General features: G+C 41.7%; 13 protein-coding genes. 4 read left to right on the top strand and 9 right to left on the bottom strand.

Annotated features, from left to right (window positions below; translation table 11 throughout):
• The first annotated feature begins 329 nt into the window (after positions 1-329).
• Both C0638_RS19925 and C0638_RS19920 read left to right on the top strand, forming a co-directional pair.
• Complete coding sequence (locus tag C0638_RS19925; protein ID WP_058710925.1) at positions 330-1,544, top strand: MFS transporter; 1,215 nt, start codon at positions 330-332, stop codon at positions 1,542-1,544.
• A 719-nt stretch (positions 1,545-2,263) separates the two neighbouring features.
• Positions 2,264-4,225, top strand: coding sequence for an endonuclease MutS2 (locus C0638_RS19920; RefSeq protein WP_025678946.1), 1,962 nt, complete (start codon positions 2,264-2,266; stop codon positions 4,223-4,225).
• A gap of 146 nt (positions 4,226-4,371) precedes the next feature.
• Here the strand turns inward: C0638_RS19920 and C0638_RS19915 are convergent, their stop codons facing one another.
• The 5 genes from C0638_RS19915 to C0638_RS19895 form a co-directional block, all read right to left on the bottom strand.
• Complete coding sequence (locus C0638_RS19915) at positions 4,372-5,277, bottom strand: ROK family protein (RefSeq protein ID WP_058710924.1); 906 nt, start codon at positions 5,275-5,277, stop codon at positions 4,372-4,374.
• A 69-nt stretch (positions 5,278-5,346) separates the two neighbouring features.
• The gene (locus C0638_RS19910) at positions 5,347-6,153 is read right to left on the bottom strand and encodes an HAD-IIB family hydrolase (RefSeq protein WP_058710923.1); all 807 of its coding nucleotides are present in this window, start codon (positions 6,151-6,153) and stop codon (positions 5,347-5,349) included.
• A gap of 565 nt (positions 6,154-6,718) precedes the next feature.
• Entirely contained in the window at positions 6,719-7,939 is a 1,221-nt protein-coding gene (locus C0638_RS19905) for an MFS transporter (RefSeq protein ID WP_013371397.1), read from the bottom strand.
• 33 nt (positions 7,940-7,972) lie between these two features.
• A complete protein-coding gene (locus C0638_RS19900; protein WP_102163726.1) occupies positions 7,973-8,974 on the bottom strand; it encodes an ROK family protein in 1,002 nt (333 codons plus the stop codon).
• A 305-nt stretch (positions 8,975-9,279) separates the two neighbouring features.
• On the bottom strand, positions 9,280-10,236 hold the full coding sequence (locus C0638_RS19895; protein WP_058711205.1) for a tyrosine-type recombinase/integrase: 957 nt from the start codon (positions 10,234-10,236) through the stop codon (positions 9,280-9,282).
• A gap of 466 nt (positions 10,237-10,702) precedes the next feature.
• Here C0638_RS19895 and aiiA point away from each other — a divergent pair, with 466 nt between their 5' ends.
• Entirely contained in the window at positions 10,703-11,458 is a 756-nt protein-coding gene (gene aiiA, locus C0638_RS19890) for a quorum-quenching N-acyl homoserine lactonase AiiA (RefSeq protein ID WP_025678955.1), read from the top strand.
• 435 nt (positions 11,459-11,893) lie between these two features.
• Positions 11,894-12,061 carry a hypothetical protein gene (locus tag C0638_RS25445; RefSeq protein WP_007432475.1) on the top strand — a complete coding sequence of 56 codons (168 nt, stop codon included), beginning with the start codon at positions 11,894-11,896 and terminating at the stop codon, positions 12,059-12,061.
• Positions 12,062-12,138: 77 nt separating this feature from the next.
• Here the strand turns inward: C0638_RS25445 and C0638_RS19885 are convergent, their stop codons facing one another.
• From C0638_RS19885 to C0638_RS19870, 4 genes are all read right to left on the bottom strand, one after another.
• Positions 12,139-13,185 carry a FecCD family ABC transporter permease gene (locus tag C0638_RS19885; RefSeq protein ID WP_102163724.1) on the bottom strand — a complete coding sequence of 349 codons (1,047 nt, stop codon included), beginning with the start codon at positions 13,183-13,185 and terminating at the stop codon, positions 12,139-12,141.
• Between the two features lies 1 nt (position 13,186).
• Positions 13,187-14,251 carry a FecCD family ABC transporter permease gene (locus C0638_RS19880; RefSeq protein ID WP_090738972.1) on the bottom strand — a complete coding sequence of 355 codons (1,065 nt, stop codon included), beginning with the start codon at positions 14,249-14,251 and terminating at the stop codon, positions 13,187-13,189.
• 228 nt (positions 14,252-14,479) lie between these two features.
• On the bottom strand, positions 14,480-15,463 hold the full coding sequence (locus tag C0638_RS19875; RefSeq protein ID WP_058711201.1) for an ABC transporter substrate-binding protein: 984 nt from the start codon (positions 15,461-15,463) through the stop codon (positions 14,480-14,482).
• Positions 15,464-15,500: 37 nt separating this feature from the next.
• The gene (locus tag C0638_RS19870; protein ID WP_102163722.1) at positions 15,501-17,216 is read right to left on the bottom strand and encodes an ABC transporter ATP-binding protein; all 1,716 of its coding nucleotides are present in this window, start codon (positions 17,214-17,216) and stop codon (positions 15,501-15,503) included.
• Positions 17,217-17,218 lie beyond the last annotated feature (2 nt).

The following is a 17,218-nucleotide window of genomic DNA, read 5'->3' as shown; positions in this document are numbered from 1 at the left end:
GGATTCAGATTCTGATAGATAAAGATGCGCTTCTTAGTTAACATAATATTAATTATGTTTATATATTTTATTTGAGTATAATTTCCAATTTATAAATATGTAGTGACTCATTCCCTTCTATTCTAATCCGCATTCTTTAGCATGATTGATCACTTCCTTTTTCCTGCTCTACTTCATTCATAATCACAAAAAAACATTTGACTAAATAGTAGTAGATTTATTATATTATCTATTGTTATATAGACAAATATTAATTTTGTTTATAAAAAACAAAAAAACACAGACCTTGAGGGTTTTACCCCCTGAAAACTGGAAAGGAGAGTTTGTTGTTGTTTAAAAATCCATATATAAGGACTATTATCGCCTCCAATGCGTTGCTAAATTTGGGCATCTGGGTGCGGAACTTTGCCATACTGTTGTATGTAACAGATCTGACCCATAATGATCCCGTATACGTATCGCTCATTTCGGTTGCTGAATTTGCGCCTATCTTTCTGTTTGCCATCATTGGAGGTACGTTTGCGGATCGTTGGCGGCCTAAACGGACAATGGCTAGTTGCGATCTGCTGTCGGCTGCATCCATTTTTATCGTGTTGCTCGCATTGTGGTACGGGTCATGGCAAGTGCTCTTGCTATCCACTTTCTTCTCGGCCATTCTATCTCAATTTTCTCAGCCATCTGCGATGAAGATATTAAAGCAGCATGTAGCACCAGAACAGCTTCAGGGAGTGATGGCTCTTTTTCAGTCTCTCATGGCATTATTTATGGTTATCGGTCCTGTCGTCGGTACATTTATTTATCAACACTTTGGAATTTTCTCTTCATTGTCTATAACAGGAATGTTGTTTCTCATCTCTGCGCTTTTTCTGACTCGTATCCCACAAGATGAACAAGCAATTGAGATAGATCGACCAACTCATTTTATTGAAGAGCTTAAAGAAGGAATACGTTATGTATGGAATAACCGTACACTTCGCACGCTTGGAGGAACATTTACCATAATTGGGCTGGCAGTCGGACTTATTCAACCATTAATGGTTTTTGTCGCTATCGAGAACCTCGGACAAGATAAGGAATTTTTACAATGGCCGTTAATGGCAAACGGAGCGGCTATGCTGTTGGGCGGCGGTCTGATTATGGGGATTGCCAAAAAAGTTCAGCCGCAATTGCTGCTGGCGACTGGACTTCTGGTCAGCACACTGACAACCTTTGGAGTAGGATGGTCGCACAATATTGTGCTGACAATGGCATTACAAGTACTTAGCGGTCTATTTTATCCTTGCATTCATATCGGTATCAACACGATGATGATGAAAAATGCCGAAGCTGCTTTTATCGGTCGTGTCGGTGGTGCCCTCTCTCCCCTGTTCTCCGGGATGATGGTCGTCGGTATGAGCATCGGCGGAACACTCAAACGCGAATCCTCCCTGTACACCGTATATATCGTGAGCGCCGGCTTATTTTTAGTCGGATCGATGTTGTTGTTACCGCTGCTTCGTGACAGACAGCCTGTACAAGCTGTCACATCCGTTGATTCTAAATAAGAGCACAAGAAACCGCCCTGGGAGATATGATATGCCAGCTACTAGGGCGGTTTCTTAATGTTAGTACTTGTTTCATATGGATGCTCTATTCCTGCTGGAGTGGGATCATTTTCATAAATCGTTTAAACGAAATTAGTTAACATAATATATATTTTGTTAACTTCTTGTCCTCATGATCACTTTTTCATCAAATTGATGAAGTCAGCCTTGACTTCCATACCTGTCTGATTGTATATTGTGGATATATCTTCAATTAAGGGAGAGATTTTAATGTCGGTGAACGTTCTTAACTAAGCAATTGCATATTCAGGGAAAACCATCAGGCGCTTGTACCCTTCAGGGACAGGTTTGTTTGTTGCTGAGTTTTCACCCTGGTATTAGTTAAGAACATGCGGATATCATAAATCGCCTTAGGGATTATTTTCATTTAGGCCTTATTCCGTGCTGTGTTCAGCACGGTTTTTTTGTTTCCAGCTTTGTGAACTCCTTTTACACGTTTTTCTATTCATAAGCCAATTAACTGATATGTTGGTTGGCCTGTGGTTTAAAACGCAGAATTGGTGAGTTCACATGCTGGATTATAGGCTTATTTGATGATACATTCCCTCTTCCTTAAAGGGCGGAGAATGAACGTTTTGTTCATTCTCCGCCCTTTTTTTGTTTTTCAGAAAAGTTTTAAAAAAATCCTGTCAATACACAACTAAAGGAGAGATTTATTCATGAACGAAACTACAATGCTGCGTTTGGAATATGATCAGATTAAAACAAGAGTATCTGAATGTGCTTTTTCGTACCTGGGTAAGCATCATGCCGCTTCCATGCAACCAATTACAGATATCCGTACAATCAAAATTCGTCTTAACGAAACGAGCGAAGCTTTACAGCTCATTCGCCACGGAGCTAGCGTACCCGTTCCTTCATTGGAAGGAATGGAGCACATTCTGCACCTCTTGGGAACCGGCTATATGTTCAGCGAGCGTGATTTTTCTCATTTGGCCCAATTCATCAGAAGCTGCATGCAGCTGATGAAATATATGCATGCCAAGGCGGATGCAGCTCCAACCGTCAGTGCTTATGCCTCTTCCATGTATGGTATGGAGTCACTCCTATCCGAAATCGAGAGATGCATTTATTCGGGTCGAGTGACGGATAACGCCAGTAAAGAGCTAGCTAAAATTCGCAAAAAAATTGCAGTTACTGAAGAACGTATCAAGAGGAAATTAGACTCTCTCACCAGCCGTCATCGATCCATCATGCAAGAAAATATGATCAGTCAGCGCAATGGCCGTTATGTACTTCCGATCAAAAAGGAATTCCGCAAACAGGTGAAAGGCAATGTACTGGATGAATCGGGAAGCGGTCAAACGGTCTATGTTGAACCTGCAGAGATCGTAAATCTACAATTCGAACAAAGCGCAAACATGGCAGAGGAATCAAAAGAGGAAATGAAAGTGCTGGGAGATCTGACCGCAATGGCTGAGTCATACAACCGGGAACTAAGCATTAATACAGAGACGGTAGGCATACTGGATTTTTTATTGGCTAAAGCTAAATACGCCATGACCCTGGATGCTGTTTCTGTCGAGCTTAACGATGAGGGGATTATAGATATCCATGGTGCACGTCACCCATTGATGGCGAATACTATGGTGCCGCTTGATTTCTCAATTGGTGAGGGTTATTCCTCGCTTATTATTACCGGACCGAATACAGGCGGAAAAACGATGGCTCTCAAAAGCGTCGGTCTGTTAACACTCATGGTGCAATCCGGCCTGCTGGTACCTGTTTTGCAAGGCAGCCGCATGGCTGTATTCGAGGACATTGTGGTAGACATCGGGGATGGCCAAAGTATTGAACATGCTTTGAGCACCTTTTCTGCACATATTCGCAACATGATTGGCATTTTGGAAACGGCAGGCAGCTCTACTCTGATCCTGATCGATGAAATGGCTTCTGGTACTGATCCGGGAGAAGGCGTAGGCCTATCTATCGCACTGCTGGAAGAATTTCATCGTCGACGGACGACAGTAGTGGCTACCACCCACTTTAGCGAAATCAAGCATTTTGCTGAAAACACACCGGGATTTCAAAATGCTCGTATGGAGTTTGATACCGAAACGTTGCAACCCTTGTACCGACTTCGCATCGGTGAGGCTGGGGAAAGCTATGCATACGCAATTGCTTTGAAACTAGGCATGTGGACTCGCATTATCGAACGTTCGGAGGCCATTTCTGCTGGAAGAACGTCTCAGAATACACAGAAGTCTTTGGTTCCTCCCCCTTCTTTTGACGATAAAAGGCCTGAGGATGTATGTAAACCTACCTCTAAAAAAGCATCTACAGACCGTACAGTCGCAAAACAGGAAAAACAAGAGAACCCACTCATAACCAGGTCGTTTGCTCTTGGAGATAGTGTTTATGTCGGCTACCTAGATCGAACTGGTATTGTTTGCAAAACGGAGGATGAACGAGGCAATGTTGGAGTTTTGATTCAAGGACAAAAGCTGATCATAAACAAAAAGAGGCTCGTTCTTCACATCGCAGCAACAGAATTGTATCCAGACGATTATGATTTGGATATTGTTTTAGAAACAAAGGAAAATCGAAAAAAACGAAAGCTTCTAGCACGCAAGCATGTTCAGGGGCTAATCATTGAATCTCCTCCGGAAAATGAAAAGTAAGCGTACGTGCATATTCTTCATTGAAAAATAAGTTGCTTCGGAATGTTATATGCACCAAATAAACATAATATATATTATGTAAACTAGGTGAATACAAAAGAGCATGTCTTAAGCTTAAAGACACGCTCTTTTGCTTTTATTTTATCTCATACTTCAAGATGGTGTGATTGCATGTAGTTGTATATAGCACCTAGCAAATTCGCTTCATTGCCTAATTTACTTTGCTCAATATCTGCACGCACAAAATTTAAGATTGAATGCAAATAAAGCTTCTCTAGCTCTTCCTTAATAGTAACAACCAGCAAAGGATTGGCAGATATGCCTCCCCCAATCACAAACTTTTCAGGGTCAAGAATTGTTTGTAGGTTAATAATTTGTGTTGCGATGTTCCTGCAGTATTTTCGAAAAATCTTTTGTACCGTGTGATCACCTTCTTCAATGAGCTTGAATACTTTTTCACCTGTAATAGAATCTGCTGGAAGTCCTTTAGCCTTGGCAACCGTTTTAGCTAAAACAGAACTACTACCCTGCATACCAAGCAGATAATCCACATTGTCTGCATGCTCGTTGTTAGTTCTGATGAAGGTGAATTCCCCAGCCGATAAATGATGGCCTTTCAGCAATTTACCTTGAGAGATGATTCCACCGCCCATCCCTGTTCCAACAACCAAAACAACACCATCAGCGATCCCCTGTAGTGAGCCGCGCCATACTTCTCCAAGAGCAGCACACTTTCCATCGTTTTCAATGGCTACGGGTAAATGAAACGCTTTCTTAAAAACTTCAATCATATTGATATCGTTTATATACCTTAATGAACCACCATGCACCATATGACCAGTGACAGAGTCCACAATACCTGGCATGCTGACGGCTATACCTTCACATTCATCTATAAACTGACTGTGAATTTGCTTCAAAGCTATAAGCAGATTCTCTAGTGAATCTAACGGTGTAGCAACTTTGCCCTTTGTCATAAATTCACCTTGAGAATATAAACTGAATTTAATAAAAGAGCCGCCAATATCAAAAACCAGTATTTTATTTTTCATGCTGCGTATAGTCCCTTCATTCGGTAGTGTGAAATCTGGAGGTCTATCTCTCATAAACGATAATTAATATTAGTGCTTTTGTAAATCCATCATTTTCTTTATCGTTAACAATACACCGTTTTCTTCATTGGATTTGGTAATAAAACTTGCTGCATTTTTAGTGTTCTCACAAGCATTTTTTACAGCAAAACTGTATTTGGCAATACTCATAAGCTCCACATCATTTTCACCATCTCCAAAAGACATGGTTTCATCCATAGTAACGCCCAATATCTCTTGGAGTTTTCTTACCGTCTCCCCTTTATGAGTATGAAGCGCTGTTATATCCAGCCAATTTGCTTCAGAATCGACAATATAAATTTGATCTAGCAGCGTTTCTTCAACATGTTTTCTTAACAAGGAACTCCTCCCGGATGGATCGTAAACCGTTATTTTAAGAAAGTTGCTGTTTATTTGATCAAATGAATCAATCTTTAGCACTTCCTTGTAGGAGCCCTTCACAATTTTGTAATATTCCTCTTGAATATGAGAGTGAACATAAGCTCCTTCTGTTGTACATGCTATGATAATAAAATCCTTAGCAAAAGCTTCAATTTGATTGATCGCTTGTAATGCTAAATTACGTTCAATTGTAAACTCTTTTACAACGACTCCATCCTTTTTAATGCGAGTCGCGCTGTCTCCTAAAATCCAGATCCCTTTTCCATGTTCACCAAACAATTCTTCTACTCTTTCACATTGCTTACCTGTACAAGCAACAAAGGAGATATTATTTTCTTGCATTTCTTCATACACTTGATTGAATAATTCAATATCAAACGTGCCACTATTGTTCAGAAAAGTACCATCCAAATCACTTACTACCAGTTTAAACATAAATAAGCCTCCCTTAGTTGTTTGATACACTCATTGTCAGTTCATACTTACGTTTTTTTATGTTCATTCCAGGGATCAACATCAAAGTCTCTATTAAAATTCTCAAACTTACGTGCTGCAAGCTTTTGAACAAAAGAAGAATGGGCCAAACTACTGATTATGAAATACGTAATGCATAAAACGGTAACGCATAAGACTCCTTCAATCCCCACATTGTCGCACTCCCTTCTGTCGTATCTGCAACTTTTATACAACATCTAATCCATTTAAACAGCTCGATACAGTTCCAGTCCACTTCATAAAAGATTTAATTAAAGACGTTAATAAAGATGGTAAAAAAAGTACCTTTATTAAGTGATTATAAAGCTACTCAAAAAAATCATCGATGGAGCGGTAAGGTTTTACATCCATAGGCTGTCTTGATAATGCTAAGCACCAGTAAGTACCACACCATATAACTAAACATAATAAAATGAGTGAGATCATAGAGTGCTCTCCTTTCTCTTTTAGGGTATACATTTACTTTAACTGATGAAACGCGTTTCAAGTCAAGTTGTAATTTGTCTTAACCCTTCAAAATTCTCTTTCTCAGTATACGATTCACTTGTTCTGAACTGAGTAGCATAAAAAGAAGGAAAACAAGGACTGCAACCGGAAAAAAATGAATACTTACCTGAGATGCTATCAGCCCAACAATGGGCGGGAGTAATGTTGTGCCTGTATAAGCAACTGCCATCTGATAACCCATGAGTTTGGCGGAGTTTTCCTTACCGAACCGTGTTGGCGTTTCATGAAGAAGTCCAGGATAAATCGGTGCAAGCCCTAATCCAATAAGGATAAAACCGGGCAATAAAAAGGCAACAGGCAACGGAAACAGCAAAATGAGTCCGCCTGCAACAGCAGTAAGTTGGCCAATCCGGATTAGGATACGATTATTTATTTTTAAAGTTACAAACCCCGTAATCAGCCTGCCTACCGTGATTCCACCGTAGTACAAAGATACCCAACCAGCAGCAGTTTCAGCTGGGATGTTTCTAGCCCCTACCAAAAAGCTGGCTCCCCATAAACCTACCGTTGCCTCTACACCACAATAAAACAAAAAAGCAACGAGCGTGTTCTTAACTCCTTTCATTCGAATTAGATTTTGTTTGGGTGTGTTCTCAACTTGTGCTATATTGTGATCCATCTGTGAGTAGTCTGATTGAGCTTCAGAAATAATCGAATCTTGTATCGCGTTTACACGTTTCCATAATGGCAGTGTAATAAGCAAAATAATAACAAGTCCCCACTGAATCATGGATACGGCTGTATAGCCACTTCTCCATGAATTGTAGTTCGAAATGTAGAAAGACATAATGATTGGTCCCATCGTAGCTCCAACACCCCAAAAACAATGCAGCCAGCTCATATGATGTGCCTTATAATGAGTAGCCACATATTGATTGAGTGCTGCATCTACAGCTCCCCCGCCGAGGCCAAGAGGAATTGCTAAGAGTACGAGCCAGAACAATGAAGGTGCAAAAGAAAACCCGAGTAACGCTCCTGCAGTCAAAAAGCAGCTCATTAGAGTAATCTTGCCTGTACCTATTTTTTCAATGATAGTTCCACTGGCTAGACTTGATACAATGGTTCCGCCTGCAACGACCATGGATACTATTCCGGCTGACCCAAAATCAGCCCCGAGTTCCGGCCACATCACAGGCCATGCTGCCCCAAACAGGGAATCCGGGATTCCCAAGCTAATAAACGCTAGATAAATAATAATCAGAAACCAGGTTGCCATCATGTTTCTCCTCCTCTGCTCAAACGATAGATGTCATTATCTAAAAACAATAATAGGACGCTCTAATTCTTTTAGGGTTAACTCTCTCAACCCTGTTTTAAAATCCTCATAAAATAAATCGGAGAGAACAATGTCAGGATACAAAGGCATCTCATGCTTAGCTTTGTAGGTTTCCAAAAAACGAAAGAAAGAGTCTTCTTCTATATTCTCTCTATAGACTACAATTTGATCAGGATCAAATATAGATTGTAATGTTTGAATTATTTCACATATACTATTGAAAAAAACTTCTCTTCCCTTGCTTTCATCCCACACTATAGACGGGAGGAATTTGATTTCACCAGCCAATCCATGTTTGCCCTTTAAAACTCCATTGCGTAAATAAATCCCCATCCCTGGTGGAGAATTTTCAGGAAAATAGATAGCTAGCACACATTGATCTTCATCTAACTGTTCTCTGTAAACGTATCCACATACAGCCGCATTTACATCATTCTCCACCATAACGGGCAAACCAAATTTGCTCTGCACATCCTCTGCCAACCGGATTCCATTCAACCTTTCATGGCTGCTGACTGTAATCTCTCCATCAACCGATTGTCCCGGGATTCCAATACCAATAACCTTAATAGAAGGATAAAGTGAAATGATGCCTTGAATCGTGGAATAAAATTGTGCATCATCAAAAATTTGAAAGGGATGTTCTTCTTTCATGAGAGCGTCCTCGTTTAAATTAACGACCGTGGTTGATACTACATCCGTTCCTTGTTTTTCATTAATATGTATAATCAGTGCCAGACTATACTCATAATTAAAACGATAGGTTAATGCATGTCTACCACCGTTGGAAGGCACAATCTCATCTTCAAAAATCTCTCCATTATTAAGCAATTCCTGCATAAGCGTATTGATAGTCACCACACTTAAATCAGTCAATACGGCCAGTTGGGGCTTTGTGGCCTTGCTGATCTGCTTTAATACTTTACGAACCAGATTCAGATTTATTTCTTTAATTAAATTTGTATTAGCTTTTTCCATACCGTGCTCCTTCTTTTTACAAAATTAGTGGAACCACTTCATAAACCATATTTATAAAGTGGTTCCACTAATTTTGTAGCAAAATATTACCTTTGTCAAGACCAGAGTATGCTGGGCATTAAATAAACAAAGCTGTAAAAATAAAGACAAAGCTTATGATAAAGATTACAAGTTCATAATATTAAGAACATAGTATCATGGATTTAATTTACAAGTCAGGTTCAATTATTTTCTAGTTTGTTTACGTAAAAATAATTATGTAAACTAACTCTAGATAAACTATACAATATAATCGTGGAATATACTTACAATCCCGTTATAGGTATCTGAATATCCAGTTTATCCATCGCTTTTTCTTTTTCCCGATCAGTGACATGTGTATATACCGTGGTCGTCTGAATGGATGAGTGCCCCAGCAGCTCTTGCACTGTACGCAGATCTGCTCCCTTGCGTAAAAGCATCGTGGCAAATGTATGTCTCAGCTTATGACTGGAATAAGCCTCCCGACGTTCTGTGCCCTTATCTTGCTGGAATCGTTCAAACGTTTCTGTAGCAATCTGTTGAATAGAACGCACCGCCAGACGGCGACCTTTTTGGGATATGAACATCGCGTCTTCCTTACCTCTCCACGGCGTCAATCTTTCCTCCAATGCATGCTCTACAAAATCACATACAGCCGCTGGCACTGGCAGGGTGCGCCACTTACGTCCTTTACCGAACACATCTAAGGTGCGTCTTTCTCGGCTGTAATCTGAGACATTCAAAGAATGAATCTCCCCCACCCGTAATCCCATGTAAACCATAAGTAGAAAGATAGCCATATTACGATTTGCATACTTCCCTTCCACCGCAAGCAAAAACGGCTGAATATCCTTCTCATCCAGATAGACAGGCATACGATTCTTTTCAGTTTTCGCTTTTTTGATTCCCGCTGCCGGATTTGTGCTGCATAACTCAAATTCCTGTAGCGCTCTAAAAAAACTGTTCACCGCTGCATGCTTCCGGTTCCGCGTACTATCTCCGGCGCCTCCTTCCCGCGCTTTAGACAAATACGACATCACATGAATCTTTTTCACCTGGTCAAGTGGTTTATCACGCAATGTACGTAAAAACTGTTTTACATCCCCTGTGTAATTTTTTTGCGTATGTATCGTATACCCCGCATCCTTCATCCAAATCAAAAAAGCTTCCAGCTCTTCAGTATACACTTCATCAATTTCTTCTGTCGTATCTAGCTCCATATGTCGCAAATCTTTTTTCATCCCGCTTGCCTCCATTCAGTTCAAATTCCAAAATATGCTGTAAAACGATCATCTTCGTCTGATTTTTATCGACAATCCAATCGACATCTTATGCAGGAGAGCATATAAAAGTCGTTTTAAATCTAAACTGCGTATAATTTATATTATACGCAGTTTTTTTGAGCACTTTTTAAGTATAAATAAAGCGTGTCCCTCTTGTCCAGCCTATGTACTTACCCTTTTTTGCTCATCCGATTATACATCAGCACGTACTGGCCTTTGTGACGGCAGATTCCTGCTGGACGCCTACATGCCCTATCATTTAAACTATTAGAAATTAATTTTTGAAAGTGTGGGATTACTGCGAAAGCATGAGGTTCCATCACCCCATCTTACAAATGAAATACAAGCATCACTTTCTGCCAGCTGAATTCCGTTTATAATTACATAATAATTATTATGTAAACTAAGACTGGAGGATGATTGTATGATTAACAAATTGTACTGGTTACCGGTCGGTCAGCTTGATATTGATCGCTCCTCACTCAACCATCATGCACAGCCTGGTGAACTGGTGCGCCTGCAAATCTGGTCGTATCTGCTGGAGACAGATCACGGTCCGATTCTCATTGACACCGGTATGCCGGATTCGTTTATCAACAATCCAGATTATTTTAAAAATACACCGTTTGAAGGGCGCTTCATTCCCCATATGTCAGCCGATGATAGTATCGTAGCTGTACTGGATCGGATCGGCTATCAACCAGACGATATTCATGCCATCGTAATCTCTCATATGCATATGGATCATGCCGGAGGCAATCCGCATTTTCCGAAGACACCGATTTATGTGCAGCAGACCGAAGCAGACGCTGCGATCGGTAATCTGGAGTATGCGCCGCCGGAATGCGTGCAGACGAACTTGAATTACCGACTGCTCCAAGGGGACCATGAGCTGGTTCCGGGCTTGCAACTGCTCTATACTCCGGGTCATTCGCCGGGTCATCAGTCCGCGCTGGTCACAACAAAGGAATCGGGTCCGGTCATGCTGACGATTGATGTTGCCTACACGCAGGAGAATTACGCAAACGACGTGCCGTTTGACGGCTTTGACCGTGAACAGGCACGCCAGTCAATCGCCCGCGTTCAGCAGATTGTGCAGGAGGTTAAGCCGAACCTATTGTTCTTCGGTCATGATCCTGAGCAGGTAGCCGTTCAGCCGGTATATCCACAGTACAAATAATGATAAATGTTATAGCCTCTTATTTTTTTCTTTTCATTAGGTAGTTGTAACGACTTCGACATTTAGGGCTGCAAAATTTGGTCACCTGAGATCGCTGATATGGAATAAACAAAGATTGCATTGAATAACCTTTGCTGTTCTCGTTGCTCCTCTCCATAGCTTCCAGAAAACTGATAAGTGATTGCATAAACATGAAGCTAATGTCCCTAATCTCCTGTTATCGCCAGCATAAGGAAGTATATCTAAGAACTCAGGGGGTGAGCAGCTGTCGACGCGGTATGGATGATGAGGATAAGTATTTTGCTATCTCATTCTGTTTTCCCTTGATCATCCAGCACGATATACTTAAAGAAGTCGAAAGGCAACCTTATATTCAGTCTATGCTTATTTCTAAAATGTAGATTTATTCATGACAAAGGGAGTGTTCATTTACTTATGAGTACCGAAATGCTGGAACGTCGAAGTGAGATTTTAAAACGAAACATCCATCAGTTGCTGGTTCAGGAAAATCAACACGGCGTGACACGGCAGGAAAATTACACGTTGCATAAAATGATCAGAGAGCTGCATCAAACCTCTCATGCCTTGAATACTTCCCGTTGAGATGAAAGGCTGCTACATCAAACAAAAAATAACCTTCAGCTCCACTTCTTTAGTGGTGTTGAAGGTTATTTTTTATGTTATCCTTTTGAGCGACTCAAAAGATATAAGAAGTATGGCGCACCTATGATGGCAACAATTAATCCTGTCGGAATTTCTTTCTGTAAAGGTAAGGCTCGTGTGATCGTATCCGCTACAAGTACCAGGAGTGCTCCGACTAAAGCACAGGTTACCAGCAGCATTTTATGCTTCGGACCCACTAGCTTTCTTGCCAAATGTGGAGCTACCAAACCGACAAAACCGATCCCGCCACTAACCGACACACTTGAACTGGCTAGTCCAACTGCAGCCGCGAGGAGAAGAATGCGTTCCTTTTCAATAGGTGTACCTAACCCGGATGCCGTCTGATCCCCCAAATTAAGCACATTCATTACGTTTGCTTTATAGTATGCGAAGGGAAGCAATACAATTATCCAAGGCAGCAGAGCCATTACGAATTTCCAGTTTGAACCCCATATGCTTCCTGCTAACCAATTAGCTACAAACGTGTAGCTTTCAGGTGTCAACTTAAGAGTCATAATGATCATGGCAGCACTGATGCCCGCCGCTACCCCAATTCCGCTCAGCAATAGCCTTGTCGGAGAAATGCCTTCGCCTTTTTTGTAAGAAAGAGCATAGATCAGAATAGCAGCCGCTCCCGATCCAATTAGTGCAAGAGCGGGTAGTAAAAATAATGAATTCATAGTTTGCATAGATGGGAAAAGTAGTACAAACAACATCACCATCAGCCCGGCGCCTGCATTAATCCCCAGAATACCAGGGTCTGCTAGACTGTTGCGTGATACCCCCTGCATAATACAACCGGAAACAGCCAAACCTGCACCGATCAGAATGGCAATAATCATTCGCGGTAACCGAAATTCAAGGAGAATTAATTCCTGCTGTGGAGTCCCTTGTCCGAACAAGGTTCTAAAAAGCTCCATTGGCGAAAGTCGGATCGTTCCCGTGTTCGCGCTCACAGTGAATGCAGCAATGAGCAATACAAGCAAAATGATAACAACCATCCAATCATGGATTTTTTTACGGTGACTTGCTTTGGCAATAGCCCCATTCGTAACGTTACTCATCTTACAGTGCCCTCCTTTCTTTACGTGCTAGGTAAAGGAAGAATGGAACACCAATTAAGGCAATAAGTACACCCACTGGTGTTTCCTCAGGTGCATTAATCATACGGGCCGCCAGATCGGCAAACACGATAAGTAAAGCTCCCATAATAGCCGAACAAGGAATAATCCAGCGATAATCGACCCCAACCAGTTTGCGCGTGATATGGGGAATAATCAACCCTACGAACCCTATAGAACCAACCAACGATACCGCAGCACCCGCCAGGATTAATACGAGAATCATACCGGCGACCTTTACCATCCCAGTTCGCTGACCAAGGCTCAACGCAATTTCGTCTCCTAGACTAAGTAACGTAATGGAGCGTGATAACATGAGGGCACCGATAAAAGCTGCCACAACCCATGGAACGACAATGCCTAGCTGAACCCACTTGGTCCCACTAAGTCCTCCAGCATACCAAAAGGCCAAATCCTGTCCAACATTAAAGTATAAACTGATCGTATCTCCTAAGGCAGACAGCAATGCCGTGACAGCTGCACCCGCCAATACAAGGCGAACTGGCGTAATACCTGATTTGGAAATAGCGCTTGTACCATAGACCAACATAACCGCCAAGGCTGCACCCACAAAAGAATACAGCATTAACTGCAAAAAGGAAGTACCCGGAAAAAGAGCAAAGCAAATCGCCATCGTCAAGCTGGCGCCCGAATTCAGCCCAAGCAAGCCAGAGTCCGCAAGCGGATTGCGGGTCATCCCCTGCATAATGGCCCCTGCTACGGCGAAACAAACTCCGATTAACACACCACCCAGAATCCGAGGTAGACGGATTTCCCATATAATTTGATGGTTTTGCAGCTCAGGATTAAAATGAAAGACGGCGTTCCAGACCTCCTCCAGTTTGATTGAGGCTGCACCAAATGATAAAGACAGAGCGATACCGAATGCTAACAGTGCTAATCCGGCTGTCAGGATAAGCGAAGCCGCCCATGGCCGCGATTGAAATTGAGTCGGCGGCTGATTACGATTGCTTTGAGCAGAGCTATCCGAAGATTCTGATAATTTCATAACTATGGTTCACCCTTACTGTTAAATAGTATGTAGGCTATCACGAAAACCTGTAGTGAAGATAATATTTGATAATGAGAATTATTATCATGCAATCTTTACTATTGTAAATTAATGCGGCAACAGCTTCAATAGCAAAATTTCGACGATTTTCTTATGTTCAGCTGTTTGTGAAAAATAAAGCCCTCTGGCAAAAATACCAAAGGGCTGCCAACATTACCGAAACAACTACTTCTGTGAGACGTTCTCTTTATTCCGCTGGACGATCATATCTGCCAATTCTTCAGCTTGCCCCGCAATAGCGATAGGATCGAAGTACCAGTATCGATCCTCCTGAAGCTCAAAAACCTTCCCATTCCGGACCGCACTCAGTGATTTCCATATGCTGTCTCCTTCATAACCGCTCAAATCCTTATTAACCGTCAGGAAAATATAAGAGCCAGCATATTGATTAATAACTTCCTTGGAAATTGACTTCCATTGCGTCTCGCCTAATAGTTCTTTTTGGACTTGTGGTGGAGGTGTCAAATTCAATCCTCTATAAACCGCCTGTCCGCCTCTGCCAAAATTATCACCGTATACATAGTATTCTTTTTCCGTGGCTTCCATTACCGTGAAAGTATCCCCGGCTTGAACAATTCCTTTTAATTTGTCACGTGCAGCTTGCAATCGCTGATCATATTGGGCAAGCCACGTTTTGGCTTCCTGCTCTTTTCCCAGTAGCTCACCAAAAGCTGTCAGTTCTTCATGTACATTCTTGTACGTTCCATAAGGAATGACTATAGTCGGAGCAATTTTACTATATTTTTCATATTCAGAAGTATCTTTAGAACCAATCAGAATCATATCCGGCTGTAAAGCCAATACTTTTTCAATAGATACACTGCCACGGTCTCCAATGCTTTCAATGCCTTGTACAAGATCCTTCGAAAACGGATTATCCAGATAATACTTAACACTTCCCACAGGTTTAATTCCTAGTGCTAATAAATCATTCTGGTACATATCTACTACAATCCGCTGAGGGTGAACCGGAATCTTAATATCTCCATGAATTGTCTTGACTGTTTTCGTTGCAGCTGACTTTGATTCACCAGAAGCTTGATTCTGCTTTTCGTCTGGCTGATTTCCCCTTCCACCACAGGCGCTAAGAAAAACAATGACTGACAAAAAAAGCATCGTCACCATCCACATTTTCTTTGTCAAAATCATTCATTCCTCTCTCTATTTACGATGTTGCAGTTGACTCTTACGTTCCATATTGAGCTTGGTGCAGGCGGCTATATGCACCTTTTACGGCCATTAATTCTTCATGTTTTCCTTGCTCGGCAATCCCTTGATCTGCAACTACAATAATACGATCAGCATTTTTGATCGTTGCCAGACGATGTGCAATCACGAGTGTCGTGCGACCCTGTGATAGCTCTGTCAAGGCCTGCTGAATTGCAGCTTCTGTCTCTGTATCCAATGCTGATGTAGCTTCATCCAAAATAAGAATTGGCGGATTTTTCAGAAACATCCGGGCAATTGATAAACGTTGCTTTTGACCACCGGACAGCTTTACGCCTCGCTCACCGATCATCGTATCCAGACCCTCTGGGTAGGATCGAACAAGTTCTTCAATCTGAGCTCGACGAGCAGCATCCCAAATTTCATTTTCTGAAGCATCAAGTTTGCCGTAAGCGATATTTTCACGAATCGTTCCATCAAAGAGGAATACATCCTGCTGTACGATACCAATCATGGATCGCAGCGAATCCAGCTTCATTTCGCGGATATCCATACCATCAATCGTAATACTGCCTTCCTCGACATCATAGAAGCGAGGCAGCAAGCTGCAAAGTGTCGTTTTACCTGCTCCTGAAGGGCCTACAAGGGCTACGGTTTCTCCCGCATGTATGGATAGGTCCACTCTATGCAAGACCTTGTCTTTATTTTCATAGCCAAATGTTACACCTTCAAATTGAATATCTCCCTTGAGATGCTTAACGGTCTTCGCGCCTGGCAGATCCCCTACGTCAGATTCACTCTCCAACAAGTCCAGGTAACGTCGGAAGCCGGCAATTCCTTTAGGATACGTTTCAATAACAGAGTTAATTTGTTTGATAGGTGCGAGGAATACATTGGACAACATTACAAATGCGATAAATTCCCCATATGACATCTGTCCCTCAATAACAAACCATGTTCCGCATACAAGCACAAACAATGAGACCAGCTTCATCAGAATAAAGCTAATTGAAGAATTCCACGCCATAATGCGATAAGCGATCAGCTTTGTTTTACGAAACCGTCCATTATTTTCAGCAAAACGTTCCATTTCATGGGCTTCGTTGGAGAACGCTTGAACAACACGGATACCGCTAACATTATTTTCAATCCGGGCGTTGTAATCTGCAATATCAGAAAACATACGATGGAAAGCAGCATTCATTTTGCGACTAAAATACAATGACAGGTAAATCATTAGTGGAACGATAATAAATGTCAGCACAGCCAGCTTCCAGTTAATACTGAGCATAATACCGAAAGCCCCGCCCAGAGTCATCAGCGCGATGAACAAATCCTCAGGTCCATGGTGGGCAATTTCTCCGATATCCATCAGATCGTTGGTCATACGGGAGACCAGATGGCCTGTTTTGTTATTATCAAAAAAGCGAAAGGATTGCTTTTGTACGCGATCAAACAGCTTTTTGCGCATGTCCGATTCAATGTTAATTCCCAGCTTGTGTCCCCAATACGTAACGACGTAATTCAATCCGGCACTTACAACATAAATCGCAAGTAGAGCCAGACAGGCAAATAAAATCCATTTCCAGTTTCCGCTGGGTAGCAAATCATCAACCACCCGATTAACTGCAAGCGGAAAAGCCAACTCCAGCAGTGCAGCTAGTATAGCGCAAGTAAAATCAATGATAAATAACGTCCGATAAGGACGGTAATACTCAAAAAATCGTTTAAGCATAT

The sequence above is a fragment of the Paenibacillus sp. lzh-N1 genome (assembly GCF_002872435.1).
Lineage (GTDB): Bacteria > Bacillota > Bacilli > Paenibacillales > Paenibacillaceae > Paenibacillus > Paenibacillus polymyxa_C.
The sequence above is the reverse complement of the archived record's forward strand: the minus strand, read 5'-3'. Positions and strand labels throughout refer to the sequence as shown.

What these genes read in the sequence shown, in the direction of transcription:
- C0638_RS19920 (WP_025678946.1), top strand. Translation starts at nt 2,264, where the DNA reads ATGAACGAAACTACAATGCTGCGTTTGGAATATGATCAGATTAAAACA.
- C0638_RS19915 (WP_058710924.1), bottom strand. Translation starts at nt 5,277, where the DNA reads ATGAAAAATAAAATACTGGTTTTTGATATTGGCGGCTCTTTTATTAAA.
- C0638_RS19910 (WP_058710923.1), bottom strand. Translation starts at nt 6,153, where the DNA reads ATGTTTAAACTGGTAGTAAGTGATTTGGATGGTACTTTTCTGAACAAT.
- C0638_RS19905 (WP_013371397.1), bottom strand. Translation starts at nt 7,939, where the DNA reads ATGATGGCAACCTGGTTTCTGATTATTATTTATCTAGCGTTTATTAGC.
- C0638_RS19900 (WP_102163726.1), bottom strand. Translation starts at nt 8,974, where the DNA reads ATGGAAAAAGCTAATACAAATTTAATTAAAGAAATAAATCTGAATCTG.
- C0638_RS19895 (WP_058711205.1), bottom strand. Translation starts at nt 10,236, where the DNA reads ATGAAAAAAGATTTGCGACATATGGAGCTAGATACGACAGAAGAAATT.
- aiiA (WP_025678955.1), top strand. Translation starts at nt 10,703, where the DNA reads ATGATTAACAAATTGTACTGGTTACCGGTCGGTCAGCTTGATATTGAT.
- C0638_RS25445 (WP_007432475.1), top strand. Translation starts at nt 11,894, where the DNA reads ATGAGTACCGAAATGCTGGAACGTCGAAGTGAGATTTTAAAACGAAAC.
- C0638_RS19885 (WP_102163724.1), bottom strand. Translation starts at nt 13,185, where the DNA reads ATGAGTAACGTTACGAATGGGGCTATTGCCAAAGCAAGTCACCGTAAA.
- C0638_RS19880 (WP_090738972.1), bottom strand. Translation starts at nt 14,251, where the DNA reads ATGAAATTATCAGAATCTTCGGATAGCTCTGCTCAAAGCAATCGTAAT.
- C0638_RS19875 (WP_058711201.1), bottom strand. Translation starts at nt 15,463, where the DNA reads ATGATTTTGACAAAGAAAATGTGGATGGTGACGATGCTTTTTTTGTCA.
- C0638_RS19870 (WP_102163722.1), bottom strand. Translation starts at nt 17,216, where the DNA reads ATGCTTAAACGATTTTTTGAGTATTACCGTCCTTATCGGACGTTATTT.